Consider the following 22,747-nt stretch of genomic DNA (forward strand, 5'->3'; position numbering starts at 1 on the left):
AATGGCCGACGATGAAAAAGGACCAATGTGGCCGACCTCCATATAGCGATAAATCGCGAAAAAGGTGGGATGGCCGGACAGGTCGCGTCCGAGCTGCGCGCCTCCATCCGGCAGGGCCGGCTGGCCCCCGGCACCCGCCTGCCCGCCAGCCGTGACCTCGCCGCCGACCTCCAGGTCTCCCGAGGCGTGGTGGTGGAGGCGTACGAGCAGCTGGTCGCCGAGGGCTTCCTCATCTCCCGCGTGGGCTCCGGGACCCAGGTGGCCCCCGTCACCGCCCCGCGCTCCCGGCCGCCGGCGACCGGCGAGGAGCCGCGCGCCCCCTTCTACGGGCACCGGGCCACCTCGCCCGACCTCGGCCACTTCCCGAGGCAGCGCTGGCTGGCCTCGGTCAAGCACGTCCTGACCACCATGCCGGGCGACGCCCTCGACTACGGCGACCCCGGCGGTGTGCCGGAGCTGCGCGAGGAGCTGGCCGGATACCTCAGGCGGGTGCGGGCGGCCGACGTCCGGCCGGAGAACGTGGTGATCGTCGGTGGCGTCGCCCAGGGCCTCAGCCTGATACTGCGGGTGCTGGCCCGTGACCGGCGGGTGCGGCTGGCCGTGGAGGACCCCACGAGCCACCGCCAGGAGCCCCTGCTCCGCCGGGCGGGCGCGGACCTGTTCCCGGTCCCCGTGGACGGCCAGGGGCTGGACGTGGCGAAGCTGCCGCCGGCCGACGCGGTCCTGCTCACCCCGGCCCACCAGTACCCGACGGGCGTGGTGCTGTCACCTGCTCGCCGGGCCGCGCTCATGGAATGGGTCCGGCAGGGCGACCGGACGATCCTGGAGGACGACTACGACGCCGAGTTCCGCTTCGACCGCGACCCGGTCGGCTGCCTGCAGGGGCTGGCGCCGGACCGAGTGATCCTTTCCGGCAGCGTCAGCAAGGCGCTCGCCCCCGGCCTCCGGCTGGGCTGGGTGGTCGCTCCCGCGTCCCTGGCCGAGGACGTCCGGCGGGCGCGGGGCGAGCTGGACCTGGGCTCCCCGGTGGTCGAGCAGTACGCGCTGGCCCACTTCCTGCGCACCGGCGGCTACGACAAGCACCTGCGGCGCATGCGCAGGGAGTATCACCGGCGCCGGGACGCGCTGGTCGGGGCGCTGGCCGAGCTGCTGCCCGAGGTCCGGGTGCGCGGCATCGAGGCGGGGCTGCACGTCTACCTCGATCTGCCGGACGGCTGGGACGAGGGCCGGACGGCGGCGGCCGCCGTGGAGCTGGGCCTGTCCGCCGAGCCCGTCGGCATCATGCGCTCGGCCGCCGGACCGCCCGCCGTCGTGGTCGGCTTCGCCCGGTTGCCCGCACGCAAGGCTGCGGAAGCCGTAAAAGGCTTAAAAGACAGAATGTCTGGACAAAATATGCTTTAAAGGCTTTGGAGGAGTCATGCGTGTGGGGTTGATGGGTCTGGGCCGGATCGGCGCGTTCCACGCCGCGACGCTGGCCGCGCATCCGCTGGTGGACGAGCTGATCGTGGCCGATCCGGTGCGCACCTCGCCGCACGGCCGTCCCGGTGATCCCTTCCAGGCGGACGCCGTGGTGATCGCCACCCCGACCAGCACCCACGCCGAGCTCCTCGTCGAGGCGTGCCGGCGCGGCATCCCGGCCTTCTGCGAGAAGCCGGTGGCCGGCGGCGTCAAGGAGACGATCGAGGTGCTGGAGGCCGCACGGGACAACCGGGTGCAGATCGGCTTCCAGCGCCGGTTCGACGCCGGTTACGTGGCCGCCGCCGAGGCCCTGCGCGCCGGTGAGCTGGGAGAGCTGCACCGGGTGCACCTGATCACCGCCGACCCGTCGCCGCCGCCCGCCGCCTACATCCCGCTGTCCGGCGGCATCTTCCGCGACTGCCACATCCACGACTTCGACATCCTGCGCTGGGTGACGGGCCGCGAGGTGGTCTCCGTCTACGCGACCGGCGCGAACCGGGGCGCCGCCTTCTTCGGCGAGGCCGGCGACGTCGACACGAGCGCCGCGCTGCTGACGCTCGACGACGGCACGCTCGCCACCGTGCAGGGCTCGCGTTACAACGGCGCGGGGTACGACGTCCGCATGGAACTGGCGGGCACCAAGGCCACCAGGGCCGTCGGCCTCGGCCCGCGCGCCCCGCTGTCCACGACCGAGGGCCTGCAGCCGCCCGGGGAGCCGTGGCCGGACTTCGTCGCCCGGTTCGCCGACGCGTACGCGGCCGAGCTCGACGCCTTCCTGCGCGGCGCGGACGGCCTGTGCTCGATCGAGGACGCGCTGGCCGCGCTCTACGTCGCCGAGGCGGCCGAGCTGTCACGCCGCGAGGGTCGCCCCGTGCAGGTCGCGGAGGTCCGGGACACCGAGACCTGACCGCCGCGCGGCGATCGCCCTGGGGCGACTACGTCCGGGTCTTGAGCGCGGGCTCGAAGCCCCTGGCCAGCATCACGATCGCGGCGGCCAGCACCAGTGGCGCGACGAAACCGATCCGCATGTCACCGACGTCGGCGAGCGCGCCCACCAGGCCGGAGCCGACGATGAAGCCGACGTAGTTGAACAGGTTGACCCTGGCGATGGCCACGCCGGTGCCCGCCGGATCCAGCCGTCCGGCCGCGGAGAACGACTGCGGCGCCACCACCGCCAGGCCCACGCCGGTCAGCCCGAACGCCACGATGGCCAGCGGCTGGCTGGGGGCCGCGACGATGCCGAGGAAGCCGAGCGTGGCGATGGCGCCGCCGAGCCGGACGACGGTGGCCGGGCCGTACCTCCTGACCGCCACGTCCCCGCCGAGCCGGACGAGCAGCGTCGTCGCCTGGTAGGCGGCGTAGGCCAGCGGGATCACCCGGGCGTCCGCCGCCAGGACGTCCTGCATGAAGACCGTGCTGAAGTTGGAGACCGCCGCGTCCCCGACGTACAGGAAGCCCATCGCCAGGCAGAGCGGGATGATCGGCCGCCAGGGGAACCGGCCGATGGCGGCTCCGGCCTGGGTCTCGGCCTTCTCCTCCGCCGTCGTGCACAGCTGCGGCCCGGCGTACAGGGAGCCCGCCACGGCCACGGCCATCGGGATCGCCATGACGGCCTCCAGCGGCAGGCCGTCACCGACGGCCGCCACCCAGAGTGCCCCGGCCAGGCTGAACACGCTCCACAGGCAGTGGAAGCCGTTCAGCACCGCCCGTCCGTACCTGCGCTCGACCGCTACGCCCTGCATGTTCATGCCCGCGTCCACCGCGCCGACGCCCAGCCCGAACAGCAGCAGCGCCGGCACGAGTGACAGCACGTTCGGGGCCAGACCGGCGAGCACGACGGCGACGGCCACCGTGGGCTGGGCCAGCCGCAGCAGCGTCTTGCTGCCCAGGCGGGCGGCGAACGAGCCGGCGGCCACGCTGCCGACCCCGGCGAAGACCGGCACGATGAGCAGGAGCGCGGTGAGCGCTCCGGTGCTGATCTGGTGTTTGTCCTGGAGGTGGGCGACCTGGGTGAGGAGTGTGGCGAAGGACAGTCCCTGCACCGCGAAGACGACGAACGTCGCATGGCGGGCCTGGCGATCACGCGTGGACGGCACAGTGGCCTCCCTGACCGGGGGGAAATCAAACGTGAGGCGGGGTCAGGTTAACTGGCTGTCGAGCGCTCCACCAGTGGTTGGCCGTTCTCGGCCGGTACGCGTGCCCCGGCGAGCCGCTGCCCCGCGGCCCACACGCCGAGCGCCGTCAGCGCCGCCACCTCGATCACCGCCAGGCCGCGCTCGACCAGGCCGATCGGCATCACCCGCCACCACGGCAGCCCGCTCTGCGCGCCGATCGCCATCACCGCGGCCATGCTCAGCACGAACAGCACCGAGAGCAGCCCGAAGACGAAGGCCGTCAGCGACGCCGCACCCCGCTCCGCGCGCCGCCACGGCCTGGCGATGATCAGCGCGGCCAGCGGGAGGCTGAGGAAGGCGACGACGCTGCCGGCCCGGTGGATGCTGCCGCTGAGGCTGGGCCCCACGGACCAGTCATGCTTGGGGAAACAGGCGATCACGAGCAGCCCGGCGCTCCACGCCATCAGCGCCAGTGTGCCGGCGGTCCCCGCCATCCGCCTGCGCGCCAGCGAGACGCCGATGGCCGCCGACCCGGCCGCGAGCAGGGCGATGCCCAACCCGAAGACCCACCCGTACTCCCGCAGGCCGTGCTCGCTGATGGTGCGCCGCAGCGGGTCCAGCTCGCCCAGGGCGGCCAGGTCCAGTCCGAGGATCAAGGTGGCGCCGGCGCCCACTCCGCCCAGACCCCAACGTGCCGCCCGATGCACGACCACCCCTCTCTTTGTCGGCTTCAACAGCCGGAAACCCCGACGGATTCCGGCTTTCGGTAAACGAGGCATGGTGTCTTGTAAAATCGGCTGATGGCAGGCAGACCGCGGAGCGAGGTGGCCAGGCAGGCGATCCTGCGGGCCGCGCTGGAGCTGTGCGAGCGCGACGGGTACGCCTCCGTCACGCTCAAGGGCATCGCCGAGGCGGCGGGCACCGGGCGCCAGACGCTCTACCGATGGTGGCAGACCAAGGCCGAGCTGCTGCTCGAAGCCCTGACCGAGGTGGTCGGCCGGCGGCTGCCGATGCCGCCGGAGAGCGGCGACCCGCAGCGGGACCTGGTGGTCTTCCTGAGCGAGACGTTCGCGGTCGCCCACGGCCTCGCCGGGCGGGTGGTCGTCGGGCTCATGGCCGACGCCCAGAGCGATCCGCGCTTCGCCGCCGAGCTGGACGCCAAGCTCATCGGCCCACGCCGCCGCGCCCTGCGCGTCGTACTCGAACGTGGTGCGCTGCCCGCCGGCGTGGACCCCGAGCTCGCGGTGGACATCGCCTTCGGCGTCATGTGGTACCGCCTGCTCAACCGCCACGCCGAGGTCGACGAGAAGCTGGCCGAGGACGTCGCCGCCCTCGTCGCCCGGATCCGATGATGTGCCTCTTCAGGGGGAGCGCTCCGGATTCTGGCGGGATATGGTCTGAACTGTGAACGAACGCCCTGGATCCTGGTTGCCACGCCTGCAGGAAGTCGGGGAACGGCTGGCGGAGGAGTGGGCCTCGGCCCGCCGCGGCGCTCCGGACGAAACCTCACCCCAGCCGCACGAACTGCGCGCCTCCGACGCCGACCGCGAACGCGTCGCCCAGGTGCTCCAGGACGCCCACGCCGACGGCCGCCTCATGCTGGACGAGCTCGAAGAACGGCTCACGACGGTGTACGCCGCCCGCACGCTCGGCGACCTCGCCCAGGTGACCGCCGACCTGCTGCCACCCGAGGAGCAGCCGCTCAACCTGGACGGCAGGCCGGTCTCGGCGATCTTCAAGAAGGAGCAGCGCGGCGGTCGCTGGGTGGTGCCGGCCGAGCTGAGCGTGACCGCCATGTTCGGCACCACCAAGCTCGACCTGCGCGACGCGATCCTGCAGAACCGGCGCATCGTCATCAACGCCACCCTGGTCTTCGGCGGGCTGGAGATCCACGTCCCCGAGGGGCTCGAGGTCATCCGCGTCACCAAGGAGAAGACCGTCCGCCTCACCAAGCGGCCGAGCGAGCCGGACTCGCCCGTGGTCGAGGTGCGCACCAGCAACTTCCTCGGCGAGGTCAAGGTCAAGGAGCCGCCCCGCCGCAAGCGCCGCCGCTGACCCTCAGCCGCCGCTGACTCCGAGCCGGGCGGTGATCCTCAGCCGGGCGGTCCTCAGCCGGCGGTGTCGAAGTTGATCGCGCTGTAGGCGCGCAGCTTCCACAGCTGGTGCTCGCTCTCGACCTTGCGGATCGTTCCAGACCGCCCGCGCATCACCAGCGACTGCGTCATCGCCACGCCACCCCGGTAGCGGACGCCGTCCATCAGCTCGCCCTGGGTGATGCCCGTCGCCGCGAAGAACACGTCGTCGGACCTGACCAGGTCGTCCGTGGTCAGCACCTGGTCCAGGTCATGCCCGGCCGCGATGGCCTTCTGGCGCTCGGCCTCGTCCAGCGGCCACAGCTTGCCCTGGATGACGCCGCCCAGGCACTTGAGCGCGCAGGCCGCGATGATGCCCTCAGGCGTGCCGCCGATGCCGAGCATCAGGTCGATGCCGGTGCCGCCGCGCGCCGCCATGATGGCGCCCGCCACGTCGCCGTCGGTGATGAACTTGATCCGCGCGCCGCTCTCCCTGATCTCCTTGACCAGCCGCTCGTGCCTCGGCCGGTCGAGCACGACCACCGTGACGTCGGAGGGCGAGCAGTGCTTGGCCTTGGCGACGGCGGCGATGTTCGCCTTGACGGGCGCCTCGATGTCCACCACGTCGGCCGCTTCCGGCCCGGTGACCAGCTTCTCCATGTAGAACACCGCCGACGGGTCGTACATCGACCCGCGCTCGCTCAACGCGATCACCGAGACCGCGTCGGGCATGCCGAGGGCGGTCAGCCGGGTGCCGTCGATCGGGTCCACCGCCACGTCGCACTCGGGGCCGCTGCCGTCGCCGACCCGCTCCCCGTTGTAGAGCATCGGGGCGTGGTCCTTCTCGCCCTCCCCGATGACCACCACACCGTTCATGGACACGGTGTTGATCAACTGGCGCATCGCGTTCACGGCCGCGCCGTCGGCGCCGTTCTTGTCGCCCCGCCCCACCCAGCGGGCCGCCGCCATGGCCGCCGCCTCCGTGACCCGTACGAGCTCAAGGGCGAGGTTTCGGTCGGGGGCGCGCTCGCCCGTGGCCAGCGCGGCAGGTACGGACGTCTGATCGGACATGATGAGAGGCCTCCTAGGAACGACTACCTCGATCGTAGTTGTCCCTGTATCCCCGGTCAGCGGAGGATAATGTGCCACCCATGAGCAGCGATGTGGAACAGCCGGTGGCAGCGCGTACATCCGAGCGCGGAGCGGCCACCCGCACGGCGCTCCTCAAGGCCGCCAGGGACGTCTTCGTCGTCAGGGGATTCGCCGAGGCGGGCGTGACGGAGGTGGTGGCCAAGGCCGACGCCAGCGTCGGCAGCCTCTACCACCACTTCGCGGGCAAGGCCGACCTCTACCTCACCCTGTTCGAGGAGTTCCAGGCCCGGCAGACGCAGCGTACCAAGCAGGCCGCCCGCGAGGCCCGCGGCTCCGGCGAGACCGACCCCATGCGGGTCTTCATCAGCGCGGCCCGCGCGTACCTCGAAGGCTGCCTCGCCGAACGCGAGCTCGCCGCGCTGTTCCTGCGCGGCGACGGCCCGCCCGGCTTCGAGGTGGTCATGCGCGACCGCCTGCGCACCTGGGCCCGACGCAACGCCACGCTCTTCGACGACGGCGAGAACGCCCTGGTCGTGGTCGTCACCGGCGCCCTGGCCGCCGCCGTCACCGAGATCGTCCAATCGGGCGACCGGGAACTGGCCGAGGACGTGCTCGCCATCATCGGGCAGATCCGGCCCGCCGCTTCGGCGACCGGCCCCTCCAGCGGGTAACCTCGCCAACTGTGCGACGGTTCACCGAAGGTTTCTACGGCTACGCGGTAGCCCTGTTCGTCTGTCTCGGGGCGGCCGGGCTCTTCCTGCTCGTGACGCCGCAGAGCAGCGGGGAGCACATCCCCAAGCTGGACTACTCCATCACGGTCGCCAACTTCAGCCGTAAGGTGCCGTACCAGGTGTGGGCTCCCACCAAGGACCCCGAGGGCTGGGTCCCCAACAGCAACAAGATCGCCACCGGGGAGAACGGCGCCCAGGTCCTCCACCTCGGCTACGCCACCGGCGAGCGGGAGCACGCCATGATCATCCAGAGCGACGAGAAGCCCCCTGCCGGGTTCGCCAACCGCATGGCCAACTCCGACAAGATCGTCGGCACCGAGCAGATCAACGGCCGGTCCTGGGAACGGCGCTTCCGCGAGGACAAGAACCAGCGCACCCTGGTCCTCCCGCTGCCGGACGTGACCGTGGTGGTCACGGGCACGGCCGACTGGCCAGAGCTCACCGAGATCGCCACCCTCCTTCAACAGCGTCCTAAGCCGACCGACTGACCCACTGCTCTGACCCGCTGCGCTCTTGTCTGCTCGGTGAGGCGGGACGCAGTTGTCGGTGGCTGACCCTAGGGTGGGCGGGTGGCAGACGAGAAGGCACCCTCATACGAGCAGGCCCGCGAGGAGTTGACCGAGGTGGTGCGCCGCCTGGAGACCGGCGGCCTCACCCTGGAGCAGTCCATCGAGCTCTGGGAGCGGGGAGAGAAGCTGGCCGCCATCTGCGAGGAGTGGTTGCAGGGCGCCAGGGTCAAGCTGGCGGCCGCGATGGCCCGCAGATCCGACCCGACCGCCGCCTCACCGGACGACGCCCCCTTCTAGCGTGGTGACGCTCCAACTCGGAAACTTTTAGCGTGGTGACGATCCAACCCTGACACCGAGACGCACCTGCCCTGGCGTCGTGACGCTCAAGCTCCGGCCGTGTGGCGCATCGGATTGCGCTCTGTGGCGCCGCAGACGTAACTCTGTGGCGCAGCAGGCCTAGCTCTCTGTGACGCCAGGAGCGGCAGGCGCGTGGTCGGGCTTGGGGCGGTGGGGCCGTGATCAGGCGCGGTGCAGGGCCACGACGGGGATGCGGCGCGTGGTCTTGGCCTCGTACTCGGCGAATCCCGGCGCGATCTCCACCATGCGCGCATAGAGCTGGTCGCGCTCCTCACCCTCGATGAAGTCGGCCTTCACCTCGAACGTCTCCGTGCCGATCTCGGCGGTGGCCTGGGGCGTGGCACGCAGGTTGTGATACCACGCGGGGTGCTGGTCGGCACCGGCGTTGGAGGCGATGACGATGTAGCGGTCGCCGTCCTCCATGTACATCACCGGGCTGGTGCTGCGTTTGCCGCTCTTGGCGCCGGTCGTGGTGAGCAGGACCAGGGTCGCTCCCTGGAAGGGGCCACCGACCACGCCGGCGTTGGCACGGAACTCTTCGATGATCTGCTTGTTGAAGTCGTTCGGCATAGCGATCTCCCTAAGCGGACGGTTCTCCGTATAACCGCGGAGACTAACCGGAGATTCCTCCGGTTGCAACGGAGCTATGCTCGCCCTGTGTCCCACCAGTTGCCGATCGTCGGGCAGCCGCAACCTGAGCGCGCCGACGCGGCCCGCAACAGACAGAAGATCATCCAGGTGGCCGCGCGCATGATCGAGACCAGCGGGGCCGACCAACTGTCGCTCGACGAGGTGGCCCGCGAGGCCTGCGTGGGTGTGGGCACCGTCTACCGCCGCTTCGGCGACCGCGCCGGGCTGGTGTACGCGCTGATCGACGAGCGCGAACGGCGCTTCCAGGAGGCCTTCCTGAGCGGCCCACCGCCGCTCGGCCCCGGTGCGGACCCCGCCGAGCGCGTCGCGGCCTTCCTGCCCGCGCTCATCGATCGTGTCGTCGACCAGCAGGACCTGCTCTTACTGCTGGAGATCGGCTCGCCGAAGGCCAAGTTCCGGGGCCCGTACAGGCTCTACCACACCCACCTGGCCGGCCTCCTGGCCCAGACCCGCCCCCCGGCCGACCCCCACTTCCTGGCCGACGCCCTGCTCGCCCCCCTCAACGCGCACCTGATCAGCTACCAGCGCAAAGAACGCGGCCTGAGCGTCGATGCCATCAAGACAGGCGCCAAAACCCTGGCCCAAGCCCTCACCCAGCCAAGAACCTGAAGCCCTCACCCAGCCAAGAACCTGAAGCGCTCACACGGCCAGGGGCCTGAAGCGCTTGCGCGGTCAAGCGGATGGGGCGCTTGCGCGGTGGAGAGGGCGCTTGCGTCGCCAGGAGGCTGAAGGCTTGCGGCCAGAGGGCTGAAGCGGATGCGCGGTCAAGGGGTGTTCGCGCAGCCTGGGGATGGGACGGCCGCGCTGGAGGAGTGCGGGCGTTCACGTCTGAAGGCGCTGGCCAAGGCGGAGGAGCGGTCCTGCGGTCAGGGCATCTTGGAGGAGCTGTCCGGTTTCTTGCGGGTTTTGCCCGGCTTTCCGGACTTGTCCACGGCTGACTGATCGTCAGCGCGTTGCTCCTCGCCCTGTTGCTGCTCAGCCTGACGCTCCTCGGCTTGCGGTGCCTCGGCCCGTTGGTCCTCCACCGACGGTGGGGCCTCGGCCGGCCTGTTCTTGGCCGGCTTGGTCTGGACCGGTGTGTCCGCGGTCGGCTTGGTTGCGGTTGGTTCGTCCCTGGTTGGCTCGTCCCCGGTTGGCGTGGTCTTGGTTGGTTCGTTGGTGGTTGGTTCGGTGCGGACGGTTAGGCGGTCGTCGGGGAGGCGGAGGGTGAGGAGCGTGCCCGGTGGGACGTCCTTGGCGCGGCGGACCACCTCGCCCGAGGGATGCTGGACGATGGCGTAGCCGCGCTCCAGCGTGGCCGCCGGGGACAGGGCGACGAGCCGGCCGCGGATGTGGGTGAGGTCGTCGCCGGCCCGGTCGAGCGAGCTCGTCAGCGACCGCCGGGCGCGCTCGCGCAGGGCGTCGACCTGCTCGGCCCGGCGTTCGAGCTCCCGCACCGGGTCGGCCAGCGACGGGCGCGAGCGGACCGAGGTGAGCCATGACATCTCGCGGTCGAGCCAGCCGCTCACCACCCTGCGCCCTCTGTCGCGAAGCTGGCGGACCAGCGAGAGCTGCTCGCCGACGTCGGGGACGACCTTCTTGGCGGCGTCCGTGGGAGTCGAGGCGCGCACGTCGGCCACCAGGTCGAGCAGCGGGCTGTCCTGCTCGTGACCGATCGCGCTCACCACGGGGGTGCGGCAGGCGGCCACGGATCGTACGAGCGTCTCGTCGGAGAACGGCAGCAGGTCCTCCAGGGAGCCGCCGCCACGGGCCACGACGATGACCTCGACGTCTGCGTCCGCGTCGAGCTTGGCCAGCGCCTCGGTGGCCTCTCCCACCGCGTAGGGGCCCTGGACGGCCACCTCCTCGACCTTGAACCGCACGGCGGGCCAGCGGCGCCTGGCATTCTCCAGCACGTCGCGCTCCGCGGCCGAGTCGCGGCCGCAGATCAGCCCCACCGTGCCGGGCAGGAACGGCAGCCGCCGCTTCCTGTCAGCGTTGAACAGGCCCTCGGCCGCCAGCAACTGGCGCAGCCGCTCCAGCCGGGCCAGCAGCTCGCCCACGCCGACGGGGCGGATCTCCAGAGCGGTGAACGCGAACGAACCTCTGTTGACCCAGAAGTCCGGTTTGACGTGCACCACCACCCTGGCGCCGTCGGCGGGGCGCGGCATGGTGGCCTCATAGACGCCGCGCGGAGCGGTGACCCGGGCCGACACATTGGCCACTGGGTCGCGCAGCGTCAGGAAGACCGTGCCACCGCGCGCGCTCAGGTCCGTGATCTGGCCTTCGACCCAGACGGTCCCGAGTTTGCCGATCCAGCCGCCCACCATCTGCAAGACGGTGCGGATCGGCAGCGGAGACTCGGGTGAGGTCTTCGAGGTCATGGCGGAAGACTACGGTGCCGCGGTGACTATTCTCCGGCCTGCAGCTTGGCCAGGCGGTTCTCGTACATCCGCACGACCTCGGGGCGGGCCTTGGTGGCCTGCTCGAAGGTGAGGCACGCGCTGATCTGCTCGGCCGACTTGCCGCGCATCCTGGCGCGCAGCGAGGCGACGGTCAGTTCCGAGTAACCCGGCAGCGGCTCGGCCAGGCCGGTCACCGCGGCGGGGGCGGTGTCGCCTTCGGCGGCGGGCACGGCTTCGGCGGCCTCGGCCAGCTTGTCACCCTCCACGACGGGCTTCGGCTTGGCAGCCCTGGGCTTGGTCGCCCTCGCCTTGGCAGCCTTCGGCTTCGCCTCAGCGACCGGAGCCGACGCCGTCTCGGCAGCCGTGTCCACAGCGGGCTTGTCCTCAGCGACGGGCTTCGCCTCAGCGACGGGCTCCGCCTCAGAGGCAGGCTTCGTCTCAGCGGCCGGCTTCGCGTTGGCCTCGACGGTCGGCTTGGCCTCGACGGTCGGCTTCGGCGCGGCGGCCGGCTGGGGCTCGGTGGTGACAGGCTCGGTGACGGCCGGCTTGGCAGCGGTAGCGGCAGCGGGCTCAGGAGCGGCCACGGGCTCCGTGGACGCCGCGGGAGGCTCGGGAGCGGCCACCGGGGCGGACGTCGCGGCCGCAGGCTCGGGAGCCGCCGTCGGCGCGGACGAGGCCGCGGTGGGCTCGGAGGCGACGCCGGGAGCGGCGGGAGCGGCGGGAGCGCTGGTCGCGCTGGGCGCGGGCTCGGCGACCGCCGGGGACGGCTTGGCCGGGGACGTGCCGCTCTCCGGCTCCGCCTCCGTCTTCGTGGCGGGGCTGAAGATGACCGGGTCCGGCTTGGTCTTGGCGGTGCCGTTCGGCTCGGCCGCGCCGGGGCGAGGCGCGAAGATCACCGGCTCCCTGCGCGCCGGCTTCTCCTCCTCGGCGGACGCGGCGACCTCGGCGGCCGGCGCGGACTCGTGCTCCTCCTTCTTCTCCTCCTTCGCGCCCAACCCCTTGATCGACTTCTTCACGCGGTCGACCAGCCCGAGCGCGTGGCCCGCGGCGCTGAGCGTGCCCTGGACGACAAGGAGCGGCAGATCCTTCGCTTTCTTGTCGGTGACGGTCTTGGTGATGTTGCGTATCACGTCGCTGAGGGACATGTACGTCTCCCTGGGAGGTCTGTATCGGACGGCCAGCATGGCAAACGGCGGGCAAGCACGCACGCACGGGCCCGTTGGCCGCTCTCACGTAGCATAAGAAGTATGGAGCCCCAGACCCCTACTTCCCGCCGAGTCCTCGTAGCCAAGCCCCGCGGCTACTGTGCCGGAGTCGATCGAGCCGTCGTAGCGGTCGAGAAGGCTTTGGAGCAGTACGGCGCGCCCATCTACGTGCGCAAGCAGATCGTCCACAACACGCACGTGGTCAAGACGCTCGAGGCCAAGGGCGCCATCTTCGTCGAGGAGACGGAGGAGGTGCCCGAGGGAGAGATCGTGGTCTTCTCCGCGCACGGCGTCTCGCCCGCCGTGCACAGTGAGGCCGAACAGCGCAAGCTGCGCACCATCGACGCCACTTGCCCGCTGGTGACCAAGGTACACAACGAGGCGAAGAGATTCGCCGGCCAGGACTACGGCATCCTGCTCATCGGCCACGAAGGGCACGAGGAGGTCGAGGGCACCGCCGGCGAGGCGCCGGAGCACATCCAGCTCGTCGACGGCCTCGGCTCGGTGGACGGCATCCAGGTGAAGGACCCGGAGAAGCTGGTGTGGCTGTCGCAGACCACGCTGTCGGTGGACGAGACCGTCGAGACGGTGGCCCGGCTCAAGGAGCGTTTCCCGACGCTGATCGACCCGCCCAGCGACGACATCTGCTACGCCACCCAGAACCGGCAGGTCGCCGTCAAGGAGATCGCGGCGCAGTGCCAGCTCATGATCGTGGTCGGCTCCGAGAACTCCTCCAACTCCAAGCGGCTGGTGGAGGTGGCCAAGGACCACGGGGCCGACGCCTCCTACCTGGTCGACAACGCCACGTTCATCCGGGACGAGTGGCTCGACGACGTCACCACGGTCGGCGTGACCAGCGGCGCCTCGGTGCCTGAGGAGCTGGTGGATCAGGTGCTGGCCCGGCTGGCCCAGCACGGCTTCGGTGACGTGGAGGAGGTCGAGTCGGTGCGGGAGAGCATGCGCTTCTCCCTGCCGCACGAGCTCCGCAAGGACCTGCGGGCGTCGTAGCGCCTGAGCGGCCCGGGTGGTCAGTCCTCGGTGCGCGGGGTGCCGTACACCTTGGGCTCGAAGTAGCCCTCAGGCTCGGGGACGAACGACTGGCGCGGGCGCGGCGTTTCCGCGCCCGCCCGCAGCTCGTCGCGTAGTTCGCGGACGTTGTCGCGCAGCCCGCGGCCCCAGGCGACGCCGAGCACGATGGCCGATCCGGCGAACAGCCAGGGCGCGCCGTGCGACAGCGAGCCGTACAGGCCGAGTGCCAGCGACTGGATGATGCCGACCGAGCTGAGCGCCCGGCCGAGCTCCACGAAGAGCGTCGCGACGAAGAACACCAGCGGCGGCGTGACCACCAGCGACAGCAGCTCGCGCGGGTTGACCAGGATCACGCCGAGCAGGCACGCGGACACGAACGCCAGCCCGATCAGCGGCTGCAGGTCGAACAGGGCCGCCAGGACGTAGCCGGCGAGGGTGGCGAGCAGGATGAGCGCGATGGCGCCACGGGCGGTCAGCCTGACGGCCGATCGCTTGCCTTTCCCGGTCATTGGCCCCGCCCCCCTTACTGCGACCCGTTGGCCAACTTACCGTTCGCGTGCGAAATGAGAGACGTGGTTTCCAGCAGTTCGGGAGAGGACAGGGGCCTGGGCAGGCTCTCGACCATCTCGGGGGGGTCGAGCTCGCCGTCCACCACGCCCAGGTCGCGCAGCTTGCGCGCGCTGACCAGGACGCGGCTCTCAAGAGAGCCGACCGACTTGTTGTACGCCTCCACGGTACGCGTGAGCGCCCTGCCGAGCGACTCCACGTTCCTGCCCAGCGACGACAGTCTTTCGTACAGCTCCTTGCCCAGCTCGAACACCGCCCTGGCGTTCTCGCTGAGCGCGGCCTGCTGCCAGGCGTAGTGGGCGGTGCGCAGCATCGTGATCAGCGTGGTGGGGGTGGCGATGTGCACCCGCCGCGTCATGGCGTACTCCAGCAGGCTCGGATCCCGCTCCAGCGCGGGCGCGAGGAACGCCTCCCCGGGGATGAACAGCACCACGAACTCCGGCGACGGGTTGAACCCCTGCCAGTAGGCCTTGGCGGCGAGCCGGTCGACGTGCTCGCGCACGTGCCTGGCGTGCGCGTCGAGCCGTACCGAGGCGAGGGACTCGTCGGCGGCCTCCGCGGCCTCCAGGTAGGCGGCCAGCGAGACCTTGGAGTCGACCACGATGTTCTTGCCGCCGGCCAGCCGCACCACCATGTCGGGCCGCTGGGCGCCCTCGGTCACCTGCTCGTCGAAGTCGCAGTGACGCTGCATCCCGGCGATCTCGGCGACCCGGCGCAGCTGCATCTCGCCCCAGCGCCCGCGCGCCTCGGGCCGCTGCAGCGCGCGTACCAGCGCCATGGTCTGCGACCGCAGTTGCTCGTGGCTGTGCCGGACGAAATCCATCTCCCTGGCCAGCTCGGCGCGGGCGGCGCGCTGACCGGACTCGGTGTCGCGCAGCTGCGCCTCCACCCGCGCCAGCGCGTCCTTCAGCGGCTCGACCAGGTGCTCGACGGCCTGCCTGCGCTGCTCCAGGTCGCCGCTGGCCTCGGCGCGGCTGGCCGACAGCCGGGTCTCGGCCAGCTCCAGGAAGCGCACGTTGTTGACGTCGAGCGCCCGGGTGGACAGGGCCTGGAAGCGCTCGGCGAGCTGCTCCTCGACGTAGACGAGCTTCTCGGCGGAGGACCTGGCCCTGGCGTCGGCCTCGGCCACTCGCACCGCCGCTCTCGTCCTGGCCAGCAGGAACCCGATGGCAGCGCCGGCCAGCAGGCCGATGAGCAGGCCGATGAGGAGGGAGACGACGTCCATTCGATCGATGATCGCAGCACATCGGGCCGGGATCTCAGCCCGACACGCCTGGGCCCGTCGCGGCCATAACCGGCTGCCTCGCCGGAGCAAGTAAACTCGCTGGGCGTGAGCCTCTCCATCGGCATCGTCGGCCTGCCCAACGTCGGTAAGTCCACGCTGTTCAACGCGCTGACCAAGACCGGCAACGCCCTCGCGGCCAACTACCCGTTCGCCACCATCGAGCCCAACGTGGGCATCGTGGGGGTGCCGGACGAGCGCCTGCCCAAGCTGGCCGAGATCTTCGACTCGGCCAAGATCCTGCCCGCCAAGGTGGAGTTCGTCGACATCGCGGGCCTGGTCAAGGGCGCTTCCGAGGGGCAGGGCAGAGGCAACCAGTTCCTCGCCAACATCCGCGACACCGACGCGATCTGCCAGGTGATCCGGGTCTTCAACGACCCCGACGTCACGCACGTCGACGGCGACATCTCGCCCAAGCGCGACATCGAGACGATCAACACCGAGTTGATCATGGCGGACCTGCAGACGGTCGAGAAGGCCATCCCGCGCCTGCAGAAGGAGTCGCGCCACAACAAGGACAAGAAGGCCGCCCTGGAGGCCGCCGAGGCCGCGCTCGCGGTCCTGGAGACCGGCAAGACCGTCTTCGAGGCCGGGCTGGACGGCGCCGAGCTGCGCGAGCTCCACCTGCTGACGGCCAAGCCGTTCCTGTACGTCTTCAACCTCGACGCCGACGAGCTGACCGACGACGACCTCCGGGCCCAGCTGTCCGCCCTGGTCGCGCCCGCCGAGGCCGTCTTCCTCGACGCCAAGATCGAGTCGGAGCTGGTGGAGCTCGACGACGAGGAGGCGCTGGAGCTGCTGCAGTCGGTCGGCCAGCAGGAGTCCGGCCTCTCGCAGCTGGCCAGGGTCGGCTTCGAGACGCTCGGCCTGCAGACCTACCTGACGGCCGGGCCCAAGGAGAGCAGGGCCTGGACGATCCCCAAGGGCGCCACCGCGCCGGAGGCGGCCGGCGTGATCCACACCGACTTCCAGCGCGGCTTCATCAAGGCCGAGGTCGTCTCCTTCGAGGACCTGGTCGAGGTCGGCTCGATCGCCAACGCCCGCTCCGCCGGCAAGGCCCGGATCGAGGGCAAGGACTATGTCATGCGCGACGGCGACGTGGTCGAGTTCCGCTTCAACGTCTGACCGAGCTCCTGTGCGCGGATAACGCTTTGAAACGGCCCTCGCCGGTCGCCTAGCGTGGGCGGCGTGCCCGATCCGATCTTCGGCGACCCCCGGCTGGCCCGGATCTACGATCCGCTCGATCCCGACCGGGGCGACCTCGACCTCTACGCCGCCATGGTGGACGAGTTCGGCGCGCGCCGGGTCCTGGACGTGGGCTGCGGCACCGGCTCGCTGGCGTGCCTGCTGGCGCGGCGCGGGGTCGAGGTGACCGGGGTGGACCCGGCCGGGGCCTCGCTCGACGTCGCGCGGGGCAAACCGGGCGCGGACCGGGTGCGGTGGATCCTGGGCGACGCCACGACGCTGCCGCCCCTCCAGGTCGATCTGGTCACCATGACCGGCAACGTGGCGCAGGTGTTCCTCACCGACGAGGACTGGGCCGCCACCCTGGCCGGGGTCCGGGCCGCCCTGCGACCGGCGGGCGTGCTGGTCTTCGAGACCCGTGACCCGGCCCGCCGGGCCTGGGAGGAGTGGGACCGGGCACGCACCCACGCCGTCACCGACGTGCACGGCGTCGGGGTCGTAGAGTCGTGGTGTGACGTGCTGGAGGTGTCCGGTCCGCTGGTCACCTTCCGGCACACGTACGTCTTCGCGTCGGACGGCGCCGTCCTCACGTCCGACTCCACGCTGCGGTTCCGGAGCCGCGGGGAGGTCGAGCGGTCGCTGAGCCGGGCCGGGTTCGGCTGCCGCGAGGTCCGCGACGCGCCCGACCGGCCGGGGCGTGAGCTCGTCTTCGTCGCCGGCGAACTTGATTGAGGGACAACTGCGGCGTCAACCACTTGGGCCGCCCGCGCGTCGAATCCACACGGCGTTCACGCTGACTCGGGAGGCCCCTCATGAGACGCATCATCCGGAAACAACGCCCAGCGCCCAAGCTCACGGGCATCAGCCTGGAGGAGGAGCTCGCCCTGCTGAGGGTCGAGCTCATGTACGGCCTGCGCGTCAACCGCGAGGCCTACCTGCGCAGGAAGGTCGACGAGCGGGAGGAGCTGGCCACCCAGCTGCGCGCCCGCGACGCCACGAGCATGCTCGCGGAGCTGCGCGGGTCGCTGGAACGGGCGGTGCAGCCCACGGTGGTGGACCTGCACGCGCGCAGGCAGCCGGTCGGCAACCAGGACCCCGAGCCCGCCTGACGACGACCCCCGGATACGGACGCGCCGGCTGCCCGGTATCGGGCAGCCGGCCGTTCCTGTTTTTCGGTACGTCTCCGCAGGTCAACGGCACCCGGCGCGATGAGGACAGGATTTCGTGGCTGCCGGGCTATGCGAATTTAGGTCTCTGGCCTGGTCAAATGCCCATTCGACAGGGAACCCTCACAAGTTGGCACTCCGATGCGTCCCATGCGCACTCGGTTTGCTACCGGACGGCGATGCCTGCAGCATGGGCATGGCTTTCCTGGAACAATGGCGGAGACCGGATAAGGTGACTGCTTCACCACGGATGATGGGGATCGGCAACGGACGACACCGCGCCAGCCGGGGCGATTGGCGCGAGCGGAGGCGTGATGGCTCGTAGGTCAACCGTCCAGCACGGTCCTCGGATCGCTGGCGACCCCGAGCTTTCCGTACGCTCAGACACAGCCGCCTTCGACGCGCCGCCTCCGCGCAGGCCGCGACGTGGCGGTTGGTCGGGCGGCGGCGGGCGTTGGCTGGTGTGGACCGGCCGCATCATTCTCTGGGCGCTTATCGTGGTTATCGTGGTTAATGGGATCCGTGCACCTTTTGAGCGGTTTACCGGGCAGAACACCGCCGCTCCGAATGAGACCGTGCAGCCGGAGAGTGACTTCCCGACTGATCGTGGCATGGCATTCGCCGCCCAGTTCGCCGGCGTTTACCTGAATTTCAGTCCCGAGGACGCCGTGAGCAGGTCCGGCAAGCTGGCCGCGTTCCTGGCCGACGGCATGGATCAGCAGCTGGGCTGGGACGGCAACGGCAAGCTGGGCGCCGTCGCCATCCAGCCGTACGACATCGAGGTCACCGACGACGCCAACGCCGTCGTCACGGTCGCCTTCCAGACGGGCAGCCGCAGGCTGCACCTGTCCGTGCCCATCTACTACTCGAGTGACGGCAGCAGGTTCGTCGTCTCGGGCTGGCCCGCGATCCTGCCCGCGCCGGGGCCCGCCGACCTGCCGCAGGTGGCGCAGGCGGAGAGCGACGACGCGGCGGCGACCGAGCTCAAGCCGCAGCTCGAAGGCTTCTTCCGCAACTACGCCTCGGGCAACGGCGCGGAGTTGCAGCGCTACGTCACGGCCGGCACGAGCCTGCCGAGCTTCGCCGGTGCCTTCTCCTTCGCGGAGCTCAAGAGTGTCGTGGTGCCCGTGGGGGGTGCCACCCGAGAGATCCAGGCGGTCGTGGTGTGGGTCCTGCCTGACGGCGCGGCCGCGACCACCGACCCCATCGCCACCGACGCGAGCGCGGGAGCGGGCCGCCTCCAGCAGGCCTATCGCCTCACGGTCGTGAAGCAGGGCGACAAATGGTACGTCGACGACATCCGCGGCGCCGGTCGGGCCGTTGGATAGACGCACGACCGCGCTGCTGATCGGCACCCCCGGGAGGACACGAAGTGATTTTGAAAACGATAGTGCTCAACCTGATCGAACTGACGCCGACACCCGCACCCACAGGCGTCAACACCGAAGGACTCGCCGACTTCCTGCGCGCGTTCTTCGCGCCGCTCTTCCTTGTGGTCGTCTCCGTGGTCGCGCTGTTCTTCCTCTTCACCCGCGAGATCACGAGGTTCGTGCAGTTCCTCATCCTGGCCGTGGCCATCGGCGTGATCTTCTACGTGCCCAACATCATCGAGGTGACCGCCAAGGCGATCGCGGGAGCCCTGGGCATCCAGTAAAGGGTTGAGACCGCTCCTTGGCGGTCATGAACGAGCGGGTGGAGAGGAGGACCGCGTGGACCTGCCTACGTATACGAACATCTGGCGCATCGAGAAGCGGCTCTACAAGCTGTACGACCTACGGCTCCCCATGCCGCTGCCCATCGTCTGGATCGGCGTGTTCGTCGGCGTCTTCGTGCCGTGGTCGCTCCTGCTCTGGCTGGTCGGCGTGCCGGTGGAGATGCCCTGGCACGTCCTCTACCTCGTGCCCCCCGGGATCGTGACGTGGCTGTCGACCCGCCCCGTCATCGAGGGCAAGCGGCTCACCGAGCTGCTCGAATCCCAGCTCCGCTACCTCGGGCAGCCGCGCGCCTGGTACCGCCTCGCGCCCGGGGCCGAGCCCGAGACGATCAGCTTCTCCGGCCGGGTCTGGCGCGCCTCGCCGGCCCGGGTCCGCGTCAAGTCGACGCGCAAGGCCCGCCAGGCCCAGCGCAAGCGCTCGGCCCAGCGCATCGCCGGCCCGCGCCAGGTCCGCCCCGCCGTGGCGGCCGCCGCCGTCGCCGCCGCACAGGCCCCGCTCGCCGAGTCGCCGTCCCCCAGCGCGGGCTGGGGCTCCCGGACCCGCCCCGGCGCCGCCCCCGCCCTCGGCACCACCGCCCTCGCCCTCCCGCCGTCGCGCCAGGACCACGAGCCCGTACGCGACCCCCGCGCCGAGACGAGAGACCCGGCGGAAACATCGGCCGCCCCGAGAACCACGACCGTTCCGAAGACCGGCCAGGACACCCCGGCCCGAGCGCGGACCCCCCGAGACCCGCAGAGCACCGCAAGGGACCCGCAGGGCGCGGTGAGGGGCTCTCAGGGCGCTGTGCGTGGTTCGCGGGGTGCCGGGCGGGATGCGCAGGGCGGGGTGCGGGACGGGAGAGACACGTCGGCCGCTCTCCGTCTGGTGCGCGACACCCCGGAAGGCGCATCCACCGGCCGCGGCGACGGAGAAGCGGGGCGCGATGACGTCCGCACCGTGGGCACCGCCGGCACCGTCGGCACCGGCAGCGCCGCCCGAACCGCTCGCGGCGATGCCTCCAACGGTCCGCATGACGGTGTGCATGACGGCCCGCGCACCGGGCGTGACGCTCGCGGTGACGCGCGGGCTGAGCTCGATGCGGTCGAAGGCGCCGTACAGGATGACCTTGACGACGCCCGGCACGAGGCGGCGGCGGGCGGCGTCGCTGAGAGGGCGGGCGAGCGGGCCTCCGGTCAGGCCTCAGGGAGCGAGGCGGGCGGGCGGAGTTCGCGTCCGGGTGAGTCGGGTGAGCGTGCAGGGGGGCGGACCTCGCGGCAGGCCGCGGCGGGTAAGCCGATGGACACGGAGGCGCTGCGGCGGTTGCGGAAGCTAGCCGCCAGCGCCGACGCGCCGTCAGAGGCTTCGGCCCTGCCGGGCGGCGAGGACGAGCGGACCGCGGACGAGCACGGCCGGGACGACGAAGTCGCCAGGAACCAGCACCGGAAGGGGCAGCCGCCGAGGCTGGGGCCCGCTCTGCTGCTGCCGGACGCCCAGCGGGGCTGGTCGCCGCTGAACCCCGACTCGACGCCGGTGAAGCTGTCCCGCCCGTTGCGAGGCAAGGGGCCGGACCCGGAGCTGCCCGCGTTGCCGGTCCACCATGACGACGCGGTTCCCTCGGTGTCCGTTCGACCCGAGCGGGTGGATCCCGCTCAGCACGACGATCTCACCCGTCCCGAGCAGGCCGACGAAGAGCTCCAGGCCCCCACCGGCTCCTCACCTCGGGACGACGAGGGGCCCACCCCTGAGAGGGACGTTTCCGAGCGCCCCCAGGGCGTCGAGGAAGGGCCTGTAGGCGCCCCAGAGGGCGAGGAAGCCCCGTCCCCGTCGTCGACAGCCCCGGAGGTCCCGTCCGAGGCGCTGCGGCCACTGGAGAGCCTGCCGCCCACGCCCCACCACTCGTCCTCCGTAGAGGCTCAGCGGTCTGAGAGCGCGGAGTCCGAGCCGTCCGAGCGTGTTGGAGCCGAGCGGTCTGCGGAGGAGCGCCGGCAGTCCCCCGCGCGCCGCCCATCTCCGCAGCGGCTGCGCTCGGTCGAGCCTCTGGAGCCGGTCCAGGACCGGGAGTCCGAGGAGGACGGTCAGTCCGCCGAGCGTCAGCAGCGTGTGAGGCAGGAGCAAGAACAGGAGCAGGAGCGGTCCGTGGTGGGGCTGGAGGCGCGTGAGGGGGGTGCCTCGGGGGCGGCGATGGAGCAGGAGCGGTTGCGGTTCGTGGGGCGGCCGCAGGCGCCGGAGCGGCGGGATGTCGCGACCGGGCCGCCCGTGCCGGTGCCGAGGACCGAGGAGCGGGAGCCGCGGGTACGGCGTGTGGAGTCCGTCGTGGGGCGCGACTCCGGCGGCTGGCGGCGGATCGCTCAGGTGGTGGTCGGCGGCAACGGGGTGCGGACCGACGGCTCGGAGATCGACGAGGCCAGGGCCAGGGGCGTGTTCGGCGGCAGCCGCAGGATCGTGGTGCTGGGATGTACGGGCGGCGCGGGCCAGAGCACGACGGCATTGATGCTCGGCCACACGCTGGCCCGCTACCGCGACGACCGGGTGGTGGCGGTGGACGCCGCGACCGGCGGCGGGAGCCTGACCAGCAGGATCGAGCAGGAGACGCCGGAGACGCTGACGTCGCTGCTCGCGGGGCTGCACGGGGTGAGCGGCTATCTGACGATGCGCGGCTTCACCACCCGTACGGCGTCCGGGCTTGAGGTGGTCGGGGCCGACAGCGACGCGGAGGCCGAGCAGCGGCTGGCCGATCGCAACCTCTTCTCCGACCACCGGCTGGGCGAGGCGCTGAGCCTGCTCGACCGGCACTACAAGCTGACCGTCATCGACCCGGCGGCCTCGCTGGCGGCGCGCGTGCTGCCGTACGCCGACCAGCTCGTCCTGGTGCTCCCCGCGAGCGAGGAGGCCCCGGAGGCCGTGGCGATGACGTACGAGTGGCTGGACGGCCACGGCTGCGCGGACCTGAGGCGGCGGGCGGTCATGGTGGTCAACGGGGTGAGCAGGCGTTCGATGGCGGATGTGGAGCAGGCGGAGGCGGTGGCCAGCGGCAGGTGCCGGGCCATCGTCCGGGTCCCCTGGGAGGACGGGCTGGCGCCGGGCGGCGACGAGGTCGTCGATCCGGGGCAGCTGCGCGCGGCCGGGCGGCGGGCGTACCTCGCCCTCGCCGGGGTCGTGGTGGCGGGCTTCGCGGCACAGCGGATCCGACCGAGCGAAGAGGAGTTGGCGAGTGACCCCCCGGGCACGAGAATCGGTGAGCGATAAGTGAA

22 protein-coding genes and 1 pseudogene are annotated in these 22,747 nt (G+C 71.2%); 15 read left to right on the top strand and 8 right to left on the bottom strand.

The annotated features are described in order from the left end of the window. Nucleotides 1-69: 69 nt before the first annotated feature. Both pdxR and ACTMTF_RS25075 read left to right on the top strand, forming a co-directional pair. The gene (gene pdxR, locus ACTMTF_RS25070; RefSeq protein ID WP_441112867.1) at nucleotides 70-1,401 is read left to right on the top strand and encodes a MocR-like pyridoxine biosynthesis transcription factor PdxR; all 1,332 of its coding nucleotides are present in this window, start codon (nucleotides 70-72) and stop codon (nucleotides 1,399-1,401) included. A 16-nt stretch (nucleotides 1,402-1,417) separates the two neighbouring features. Beyond that, nucleotides 1,418-2,365 (top strand): Gfo/Idh/MocA family protein, encoded by a 948-nt coding sequence (locus ACTMTF_RS25075; protein ID WP_441112868.1) that lies wholly within the window; start codon nucleotides 1,418-1,420, stop codon nucleotides 2,363-2,365. Between the two features lie 28 nt (nucleotides 2,366-2,393). On the opposite strand, the gene ACTMTF_RS25080 is transcribed toward ACTMTF_RS25075, so the two are convergent. Continuing rightward, a complete protein-coding gene (locus tag ACTMTF_RS25080; protein ID WP_441112869.1) occupies nucleotides 2,394-3,554 on the bottom strand; it encodes an MFS transporter in 1,161 nt (386 codons plus the stop codon). 47 nt (nucleotides 3,555-3,601) lie between these two features. Beyond that, entirely contained in the window at nucleotides 3,602-4,279 is a 678-nt protein-coding gene (locus tag ACTMTF_RS25085; protein WP_441112870.1) for a DUF998 domain-containing protein, read from the bottom strand. 93 nt (nucleotides 4,280-4,372) lie between these two features. On the opposite strand from ACTMTF_RS25085, the gene ACTMTF_RS25090 reads away from it, so the two are divergent. Together ACTMTF_RS25090 and ACTMTF_RS25095 are read left to right on the top strand one after the other, a co-directional pair. Beyond that, nucleotides 4,373-4,924, top strand: coding sequence for a TetR/AcrR family transcriptional regulator (locus ACTMTF_RS25090; RefSeq protein WP_441112871.1), 552 nt, complete (start codon nucleotides 4,373-4,375; stop codon nucleotides 4,922-4,924). A gap of 52 nt (nucleotides 4,925-4,976) precedes the next feature. Next, nucleotides 4,977-5,627, top strand: a complete 651-nt coding sequence (locus ACTMTF_RS25095; protein WP_441112872.1) for a DUF1707 SHOCT-like domain-containing protein — start codon at nucleotides 4,977-4,979, stop codon at nucleotides 5,625-5,627. Nucleotides 5,628-5,680: 53 nt separating this feature from the next. Here ACTMTF_RS25095 and glpX read toward each other — a convergent pair whose 3' ends face one another. Next, nucleotides 5,681-6,715 (bottom strand): class II fructose-bisphosphatase, encoded by a 1,035-nt coding sequence (gene glpX / locus ACTMTF_RS25100; RefSeq protein ID WP_397011858.1) that lies wholly within the window; start codon nucleotides 6,713-6,715, stop codon nucleotides 5,681-5,683. An 80-nt stretch (nucleotides 6,716-6,795) separates the two neighbouring features. Here glpX and ACTMTF_RS25105 point away from each other — a divergent pair, with 80 nt between their 5' ends. The 3 genes from ACTMTF_RS25105 (at nucleotide 6,796) to ACTMTF_RS25115 (ending at nucleotide 8,273) form a co-directional block, all read left to right on the top strand. Beyond that, nucleotides 6,796-7,407, top strand: a complete 612-nt coding sequence (locus ACTMTF_RS25105; protein WP_441112873.1) for a TetR/AcrR family transcriptional regulator — start codon at nucleotides 6,796-6,798, stop codon at nucleotides 7,405-7,407. A gap of 11 nt (nucleotides 7,408-7,418) precedes the next feature. Further along, nucleotides 7,419-7,955, top strand: coding sequence for a DUF4245 domain-containing protein (locus ACTMTF_RS25110; protein WP_441112874.1), 537 nt, complete (start codon nucleotides 7,419-7,421; stop codon nucleotides 7,953-7,955). Between the two features lie 81 nt (nucleotides 7,956-8,036). Further along, complete coding sequence (locus ACTMTF_RS25115; protein WP_189141880.1) at nucleotides 8,037-8,273, top strand: exodeoxyribonuclease VII small subunit; 237 nt, start codon at nucleotides 8,037-8,039, stop codon at nucleotides 8,271-8,273. Between the two features lie 222 nt (nucleotides 8,274-8,495). On the opposite strand, the gene ACTMTF_RS25120 is transcribed toward ACTMTF_RS25115, so the two are convergent. Next, on the bottom strand, nucleotides 8,496-8,903 hold the full coding sequence (locus ACTMTF_RS25120; RefSeq protein ID WP_441112875.1) for a nitroreductase family deazaflavin-dependent oxidoreductase: 408 nt from the start codon (nucleotides 8,901-8,903) through the stop codon (nucleotides 8,496-8,498). 87 nt (nucleotides 8,904-8,990) lie between these two features. Here ACTMTF_RS25120 and ACTMTF_RS25125 point away from each other — a divergent pair, with 87 nt between their 5' ends. Further along, nucleotides 8,991-9,593 (top strand): TetR/AcrR family transcriptional regulator, encoded by a 603-nt coding sequence (locus tag ACTMTF_RS25125; protein ID WP_441112876.1) that lies wholly within the window; start codon nucleotides 8,991-8,993, stop codon nucleotides 9,591-9,593. A gap of 554 nt (nucleotides 9,594-10,147) precedes the next feature. Here ACTMTF_RS25125 and xseA read toward each other — a convergent pair. Continuing rightward, nucleotides 10,148-11,347, bottom strand: a pseudogene (gene xseA, locus ACTMTF_RS25130) (exodeoxyribonuclease VII large subunit); the annotation flags it as partial. Between the two features lie 26 nt (nucleotides 11,348-11,373). Continuing rightward, complete coding sequence (locus ACTMTF_RS25135) at nucleotides 11,374-12,513, bottom strand: hypothetical protein (protein ID WP_441112877.1); 1,140 nt, start codon at nucleotides 12,511-12,513, stop codon at nucleotides 11,374-11,376. Nucleotides 12,514-12,615: 102 nt separating this feature from the next. On the opposite strand from ACTMTF_RS25135, the gene ACTMTF_RS25140 reads away from it, so the two are divergent. Then, complete coding sequence (locus ACTMTF_RS25140) at nucleotides 12,616-13,581, top strand: 4-hydroxy-3-methylbut-2-enyl diphosphate reductase (RefSeq protein ID WP_441112878.1); 966 nt, start codon at nucleotides 12,616-12,618, stop codon at nucleotides 13,579-13,581. A gap of 20 nt (nucleotides 13,582-13,601) precedes the next feature. Here ACTMTF_RS25140 and ACTMTF_RS25145 read toward each other — a convergent pair whose 3' ends face one another. Together ACTMTF_RS25145 and ACTMTF_RS25150 are read right to left on the bottom strand one after the other, a co-directional pair. Beyond that, nucleotides 13,602-14,111, bottom strand: coding sequence for a DUF6542 domain-containing protein (locus ACTMTF_RS25145; protein ID WP_441112879.1), 510 nt, complete (start codon nucleotides 14,109-14,111; stop codon nucleotides 13,602-13,604). Nucleotides 14,112-14,125: 14 nt separating this feature from the next. After that, nucleotides 14,126-15,394 (bottom strand): DNA recombination protein RmuC, encoded by a 1,269-nt coding sequence (locus ACTMTF_RS25150; protein ID WP_397011842.1) that lies wholly within the window; start codon nucleotides 15,392-15,394, stop codon nucleotides 14,126-14,128. Between the two features lie 105 nt (nucleotides 15,395-15,499). Between ACTMTF_RS25150 and ychF the strand changes: the two genes are divergently transcribed. From ychF to ACTMTF_RS25180, 6 genes are all read left to right on the top strand, one after another. Further along, nucleotides 15,500-16,576, top strand: a complete 1,077-nt coding sequence (ychF, locus tag ACTMTF_RS25155; protein WP_397011840.1) for a redox-regulated ATPase YchF — start codon at nucleotides 15,500-15,502, stop codon at nucleotides 16,574-16,576. 63 nt (nucleotides 16,577-16,639) lie between these two features. Further along, complete coding sequence (locus ACTMTF_RS25160) at nucleotides 16,640-17,368, top strand: class I SAM-dependent methyltransferase (RefSeq protein WP_441112880.1); 729 nt, start codon at nucleotides 16,640-16,642, stop codon at nucleotides 17,366-17,368. Between the two features lie 80 nt (nucleotides 17,369-17,448). Then, a complete protein-coding gene (locus ACTMTF_RS25165; RefSeq protein WP_441112881.1) occupies nucleotides 17,449-17,745 on the top strand; it encodes a hypothetical protein in 297 nt (98 codons plus the stop codon). Nucleotides 17,746-18,413: 668 nt separating this feature from the next. After that, nucleotides 18,414-19,130 carry a conjugal transfer protein gene (locus ACTMTF_RS25170; RefSeq protein WP_397011834.1) on the top strand — a complete coding sequence of 239 codons (717 nt, stop codon included), beginning with the start codon at nucleotides 18,414-18,416 and terminating at the stop codon, nucleotides 19,128-19,130. A gap of 59 nt (nucleotides 19,131-19,189) precedes the next feature. Next, nucleotides 19,190-19,456 carry a hypothetical protein gene (locus ACTMTF_RS25175; RefSeq protein WP_225277783.1) on the top strand — a complete coding sequence of 89 codons (267 nt, stop codon included), beginning with the start codon at nucleotides 19,190-19,192 and terminating at the stop codon, nucleotides 19,454-19,456. 55 nt (nucleotides 19,457-19,511) lie between these two features. Continuing rightward, nucleotides 19,512-22,742 (top strand): TcpE family conjugal transfer membrane protein, encoded by a 3,231-nt coding sequence (locus ACTMTF_RS25180; RefSeq protein ID WP_441112882.1) that lies wholly within the window; start codon nucleotides 19,512-19,514, stop codon nucleotides 22,740-22,742. Nucleotides 22,743-22,747 lie beyond the last annotated feature (5 nt).

This window comes from Nonomuraea sp. ZG12 (genome assembly GCF_052068115.1).
GTDB lineage: Bacteria > Actinomycetota > Actinomycetes > Streptosporangiales > Streptosporangiaceae > Nonomuraea.

What these genes read in the sequence shown, in the direction of transcription:
- ACTMTF_RS25075 (WP_441112868.1), top strand. Translation starts at nt 1,418, where the DNA reads ATGCGTGTGGGGTTGATGGGTCTGGGCCGGATCGGCGCGTTCCACGCC.
- ACTMTF_RS25140 (WP_441112878.1), top strand. Translation starts at nt 12,616, where the DNA reads ATGGAGCCCCAGACCCCTACTTCCCGCCGAGTCCTCGTAGCCAAGCCC.
- ACTMTF_RS25150 (WP_397011842.1), bottom strand. Translation starts at nt 15,394, where the DNA reads ATGGACGTCGTCTCCCTCCTCATCGGCCTGCTCATCGGCCTGCTGGCC.
- glpX (WP_397011858.1), bottom strand. Translation starts at nt 6,715, where the DNA reads ATGTCCGATCAGACGTCCGTACCTGCCGCGCTGGCCACGGGCGAGCGC.
- ACTMTF_RS25135 (WP_441112877.1), bottom strand. Translation starts at nt 12,513, where the DNA reads ATGTCCCTCAGCGACGTGATACGCAACATCACCAAGACCGTCACCGAC.
- pdxR (WP_441112867.1), top strand. Translation starts at nt 70, where the DNA reads ATGGCCGGACAGGTCGCGTCCGAGCTGCGCGCCTCCATCCGGCAGGGC.
- ACTMTF_RS25170 (WP_397011834.1), top strand. Translation starts at nt 18,414, where the DNA reads ATGGCATTCGCCGCCCAGTTCGCCGGCGTTTACCTGAATTTCAGTCCC.
- ACTMTF_RS25105 (WP_441112873.1), top strand. Translation starts at nt 6,796, where the DNA reads ATGAGCAGCGATGTGGAACAGCCGGTGGCAGCGCGTACATCCGAGCGC.
- ACTMTF_RS25120 (WP_441112875.1), bottom strand. Translation starts at nt 8,903, where the DNA reads ATGCCGAACGACTTCAACAAGCAGATCATCGAAGAGTTCCGTGCCAAC.
- ACTMTF_RS25145 (WP_441112879.1), bottom strand. Translation starts at nt 14,111, where the DNA reads ATGACCGGGAAAGGCAAGCGATCGGCCGTCAGGCTGACCGCCCGTGGC.
- ACTMTF_RS25165 (WP_441112881.1), top strand. Translation starts at nt 17,449, where the DNA reads ATGAGACGCATCATCCGGAAACAACGCCCAGCGCCCAAGCTCACGGGC.
- ACTMTF_RS25090 (WP_441112871.1), top strand. Translation starts at nt 4,373, where the DNA reads ATGGCAGGCAGACCGCGGAGCGAGGTGGCCAGGCAGGCGATCCTGCGG.